Here is a 4841-nt window from a genome sequence, read left to right as displayed (position 1 = left end):
CGACAGCACCGTATCCGGGGCGGGACCGAGGTCGAAGTACTCCCACAACGCGCCCCAGAAATCGGCGAGATGGTCCACCGACCACCGCCACAGGGCGTGATAGTCCGGAAGCGTGGCACCTGTCCGCGCCTCGACCAACCGCGCGAAATCGGTGACCCGGGCAGCGGCTATATCCCGTCCACTCGGCACCCACTGCGGTTCCACCGCCCCAACCTCCTGTGCTGTGTTTGTTTTGCGCCGCCTGCGGCGGCGCGGGGGTTGGGGGCGCGGGTGGGCGCGGGGGGGGGGGGGGAGGCCCCCCCGCCCGGCCGGGCGGCCCGCCGCGGCCGCGCCCGCCGGGGGCGGCGCCCCCCCCGCGCCGCGCGGGGCGCGCCGGGGTTGTTGGTGCTCCCCCCCCGGCGGGCCCGGGGGGGCCCCCCCCCCCGGGGGCCCCGCGGGCCCCGCCAATCGACACAGCCGCAGGCGCCGCAAATCAACGCAGCACTTTGCGGCTGATGGCGTATTTGTGGACTTCCGTGGGGCCGTCGTAGAGGCGGAAGGGGCGCATATCGCGGAAGATCATTTCGACGACGGTTTCGTCGCTGACGCCGATACCGCCGAGAATCTGCACGCAGCGGTCGGCGACCTTGAACAGTTCCTCGGAAACGAACGATTTCGCCATCGAGCTCTCGTGGCGTGCCTTTTCGCCTTGGTCCATGAGCCAGCAGGCGTGCCAGATGGTCAGCCGGCACTGGTGCAGGGCGATCTCGTTGTCGGCGATCATGAACGACACACCCTGGTGTTCGCCGAGGGTTTTGCCGAATGCCGTGCGGGTTTTGGCATGGTCCACGGCGATGCTCTGTGCGCGTTCGGCGGCGCCGAGCCAGCGCATGCAGTGGGTCAGCCGGGCGGGGGCCAGGCGTAGCTGGGCGTAGCGCAGGGCTTGGCCTGCCTCGCCGAGGAGTGCGGATTTCGGCAGGGTGAGGCCGTCGAAGCGGACCACGCAGTGCCCTGCCACGTAATTGCGGTCCATGGTGTTCATGGTGCGTTCGATGATGATGCCCGGCTGATCGCCGTCGGTGAGGAAAAGGGTCGGGCCGGCCGGCAGATGGGGATTCTCGGCGAGCTTGGCCATGATGATCCAGGTCTTGGCACCGTTCGCGCCGGTGATCAGCCATTTGCGGCCCTCGATGGTGAAGTTCTCGCCGTCGAAGGTGGCGGTGGTGGCCAGCTGGCCCGGGTCGGAGCCGGCGCCGTCGGGTTCGGTCATGGCGAACACCGACCGCTGGTGTCCGTCGACGACCGGCTTCAGGTAGCGCGCGGTCTGCTCCGGATCGGCGATCTTGGAGAGCAGGAACATATTGCCCTCGTCGGGGGCCGCGCAATTCATAGCGACGGGGCCGAGGGTGGACCAGCCCGCCGCCTCGTAGAGGACGGCCTGCTCGATATGGGTGAGCCCGCGGCCGCCCAGTTCCTCGGGGGCCTGGATGGTCAGCAGATCCTCGGCGCGGGCGAGTTCCACCAGTTCCTGCCGGAGTTCGTCGGTGGGGCCGTGCGCGGTGAGCCGGGGGTCGCGCTCGTAGGGCACGATCTTCTCGGCGACGAACCGGCGGATCCGGTCCCGTTCGGCGGCCAGTTCGGCGGGAATAGTGAAGTCGATCATGAAGTGCCCTTCGTTCCGGGAGCGTCGCGACGAGCATACGAAACTCTGGGGCCCCGACTGAAGGCACCTGCCCGCAATATCTACCGCACGCGGGCGACCTGTCGCTGCCGCGCGCCGATCACGCGGCAGACCAGATAGATCGCGAACGAGATCGTGGTGACGAAGGTCGAGACGGGAGCCCCGGGCGCGAGCGAGAGCAGAATGCCACCGACCGCCGCGACCTCGGCGAAGATTACAGCGAGAATCGTGGCCCGCATCGGGTCGGCGGTGAGCTGGGCCGCCGCGGCGGCCGGGGTGATGAGCAGGGCGAGCACCAGCAGTGCGCCCACGATCTGGACACCGAACGCGGCGGTGATACCGAGCATCACCGCGAACAGGATCGACAGGGCGCGCACCGGGACCCCGCGGGCCACCGCGACCTCCGGATCGGTGCTGGCGAACAGCAGCGGACGGTAGACCACCGCGAGTACCGCCAGGACCGCGGCGGTGCAGGTGGCGAGCAGTGTCAGCCCGCTGAACCCGACGCTGACGACCTGCCCGGTGAGCAGCGAGAACTTCGACCCGGCACGTTCGGGGCCGAGCCAGAGGAACAGCACCGACAGCCCGAGGCCGAACGAGAGCACCACAGCGATCACCGAATCGCGTTCCCGGGCGCGGGTGCCGAGAACACCGAAGAGCACCGCGGCGACCACCGAACCCGCGATCGCGCCGACGCCGACCCCCGCGCCGACCAGCAGCGCGGCCGCGGCGCCGGTCAGCGAGAGTTCGCTGGTGCCGTGCACCGCGAACGACATCTGCCGGCTGATGATCAGCGGACCGATCACCCCGGCGAGCAGGCCCAGCAGGGCCGCGGCGAGGACGGCCTGCTGGACGAAGTCGTAGCCGAGCAGATGAACGGTGGTCCGCAGATCGAAGATCTGTGCCAGCACGTCGGAGAGCTTGTCCATCTAGGTATGTGCCTGTCGGGGTTGCCGGCCGGGCTCGGTGGCCGGTTCGGGGATATGCGGGGTGCCGGGTTCACCATGGCAATGCGCTCCGGCCGTGCCTAGCGCGTCCATCGTGTCGCCGGTGCCGACCACCACCAGCCGGCCGCGGACGCGCAGCACATCGACCTCGGTCTGGTACAGCTCGGACAGCACGGCCGAGGTCATCACCTCGTCGGGTGTGCCGATGCGGAACTTCCCGTCGACGAGGTAGAGCACCCGGTCCACCAGCGGCAGAATCGGGTTGATCTCGTGGGTGACGAACAGTACCGCGGTGCCGTGTTCGCGGCGCCGCGCGTCGATCAGGCCGGCGACCAGTTGCTGACTGGCCAGGTCGAGGCTGAGCAGCGGTTCGTCGCAGAGCAGGACCGCCGGGTCGCCGACCAGCGCCTGCGCGACCCGCAACCGTTGCTGTTCGCCGCCCGACATACTTTCCAGCGGCGCTTTCGCGAACCGCTCGGCCCCGACATCGGCGATGGCGGCGGCGACCTTGCGGCGGCGTTCGGCGCGACCGCGCAGGCCGAGCCCCCAGCGATGTCCGTCGACCCCGAGCCCGACCAGGTCGGTCCCGCGTAACTGCACGCCGGCGTCGATGGTGCGCTGCTGCGGGATGTAGCCGATATCCGGGTGCCCGGCGCGCGGCTCGGCCCCGCCGATGCGGGCTCGCCCGGCGGATAGCGCGAGCTGGCCGAGCAGCACCCGGAGCAGCGAGGTCTTCCCGGACCCGTTGGGCCCGAGAACAGCGATGAACTCGCCGCGGCCGACGCTGAGGTCCAGGTCGCGCCACAGGGTGCGGTCGCCGAAGGCGAGGGTCGCCGATTCCAGCGCTACCGCCGCCGGTCCGGTCCGGGCGGTATCCGTCGATCCGGCATTCCGCGTGCCGGCCGGTAACGGGCCTTTCCCGTCGGGTGACCGGGCGTCCCGTCCGCCGGGCGATGCGACCGGCCGCGCGGCGCCGGCGGTGGCTCGGCCGCTGTTTCCGGGCGAGCCGGTACCACGGTCGGTCGCCGTATCCGGGGACGAGCCGCGACCGTTCGCCGACGCGGTATCGCTCATCGGGTGCATCCGTTCGTCGCTTCTGTCGGGTCAGCCGACGGCGTCGGCCAGTGCCTGTGCGTTGCGGGTCTGCCAGGCCACGAAATCGAGCCCGGGCGGCAGCGTCTCGGTGACCTCTACCACAGGGATACCGGCCGTATCGGCGGCCGCCCGCAGATCCTTGCTGATCTTGTCCTCGGTCTGGACGTTGTAGATCAGCACGTCGATCTTCCGGCCGGTGATCAGATCGCGGGTCGCGGCCACGGCAGCCGGCGCGGGGTCGGTTTCCTGTTCGATCGCTTCCTGGTAGTCGCGCGGGGTCTTGTCGACTGTGCCGGCGTCCTGGAGCAGGTAGTACGCCAGTGGCTCGGTCTGCAGGACCGGTGTGTCCGGGTGCTCGGCGGCGGTCTGGTCGGTGAGCGTGGTGATCGCATCGAGCCGGCCGGTGAACTGGGCGGCGCGATCGGTGTACGCGCTCGCGTGCGCGGGATCTAGTTCGCCGAGTGCGGTGCCGATCTGCTCGGCCACCCGTGCGACGGTCTCCATGTCGTACCAGATGTGTTCGTTCGTATCCTCGGCGATCTCGCTGTCGCGGGCGGCGACGGCTTCGACGGCGCGCTGATCGCGGCCCTCGATCGCCTCCTCCATGAACTCGTCGTAGTGCCCGCCGTTGAAAACCACGAGATCGGCATCGCTGATCTGCGCGGATTCGGCGGCCGAAGTTTCGTGGGAGTGCGGGTCGGCGGCCGGGTCGGAGATGATCGCGGAGACTTCGGCATCCGGGCCGGCCACCGCGCTCGCGATATCGGCCCACACATTAGTGGACGCGACCACCTGCGGCTTATCCGAATTCTCACCGGAATCACCGCAGGCGGAGAGCGCCGCGACCGTCGCCACGCCGACGGTGAGAACCAGGGCGCTGCGGGCAGACTTCAAGAACACGGTGTACCTACCAGAGTTTAATGGAAATCGTTTCCGTTTTACTTTAGCAGGCAGTGTTTCCGGGGCCCGCCCCGGGGGGGCGGGGGGGGGGGGGCCCCGGGAGACGCGGGAACCGGTGCTTTTCGCCGCCGCGCTGGCGGTCCGCGCGGTCCGCTCGGGTTCGGTATGCCTGGATCTGACCAGGATGCGGGAGATCGGCGTGGACGCCGACGACGAACGGGCCGAGCATATCGATCTCG

At 69.7% G+C, this 4841-nt stretch carries 4 protein-coding genes and 2 pseudogenes; 1 reads left to right on the top strand and 5 read right to left on the bottom strand.

What is annotated here, in order from left to right:
* The 5 genes and pseudogenes from QH276_RS11250 to QH276_RS11230 all read right to left on the bottom strand — a co-directional run.
* Nucleotides 1-204, bottom strand: a pseudogene (locus QH276_RS11250) (acetoacetate--CoA ligase); the annotation flags it as partial.
* A gap of 268 nt (nt 205-472) precedes the next feature.
* A complete protein-coding gene (locus QH276_RS11245) occupies nt 473-1642 on the bottom strand; it encodes an acyl-CoA dehydrogenase family protein (protein WP_280398187.1) in 1170 nt (389 codons plus the stop codon).
* 80 nt (nt 1643-1722) lie between these two features.
* On the bottom strand, nt 1723-2589 hold the full coding sequence (locus QH276_RS11240; protein ID WP_280398186.1) for a metal ABC transporter permease: 867 nt from the start codon (nt 2587-2589) through the stop codon (nt 1723-1725).
* Nucleotides 2590-3450, bottom strand: a complete 861-nt coding sequence (locus tag QH276_RS11235; protein WP_280398189.1) for a metal ABC transporter ATP-binding protein — start codon at nt 3448-3450, stop codon at nt 2590-2592.
* Between the two features lie 261 nt (nt 3451-3711).
* Entirely contained in the window at nt 3712-4602 is an 891-nt protein-coding gene (locus QH276_RS11230; RefSeq protein WP_432278593.1) for a metal ABC transporter solute-binding protein, Zn/Mn family, read from the bottom strand.
* 1 nt (nt 4603) lies between these two features.
* On the opposite strand from QH276_RS11230, the pseudogene QH276_RS35520 reads away from it, so the two are divergent.
* Nucleotides 4604-4841 (top strand): annotated as a pseudogene (locus tag QH276_RS35520) (hypothetical protein); the annotation flags it as partial.

This window comes from Nocardia carnea (assembly GCF_029869215.1).
Lineage (GTDB): Bacteria > Actinomycetota > Actinomycetes > Mycobacteriales > Mycobacteriaceae > Nocardia > Nocardia carnea_B.
Note: the sequence above shows the minus strand (reverse complement) of the source record. Positions and strands in the feature narration are given on the sequence as shown.

What these genes read in the sequence shown, in the direction of transcription:
- QH276_RS11240 (WP_280398186.1), bottom strand. Translation starts at nt 2,589, where the DNA reads ATGGACAAGCTCTCCGACGTGCTGGCACAGATCTTCGATCTGCGGACC.
- QH276_RS11245 (WP_280398187.1), bottom strand. Translation starts at nt 1,642, where the DNA reads ATGATCGACTTCACTATTCCCGCCGAACTGGCCGCCGAACGGGACCGG.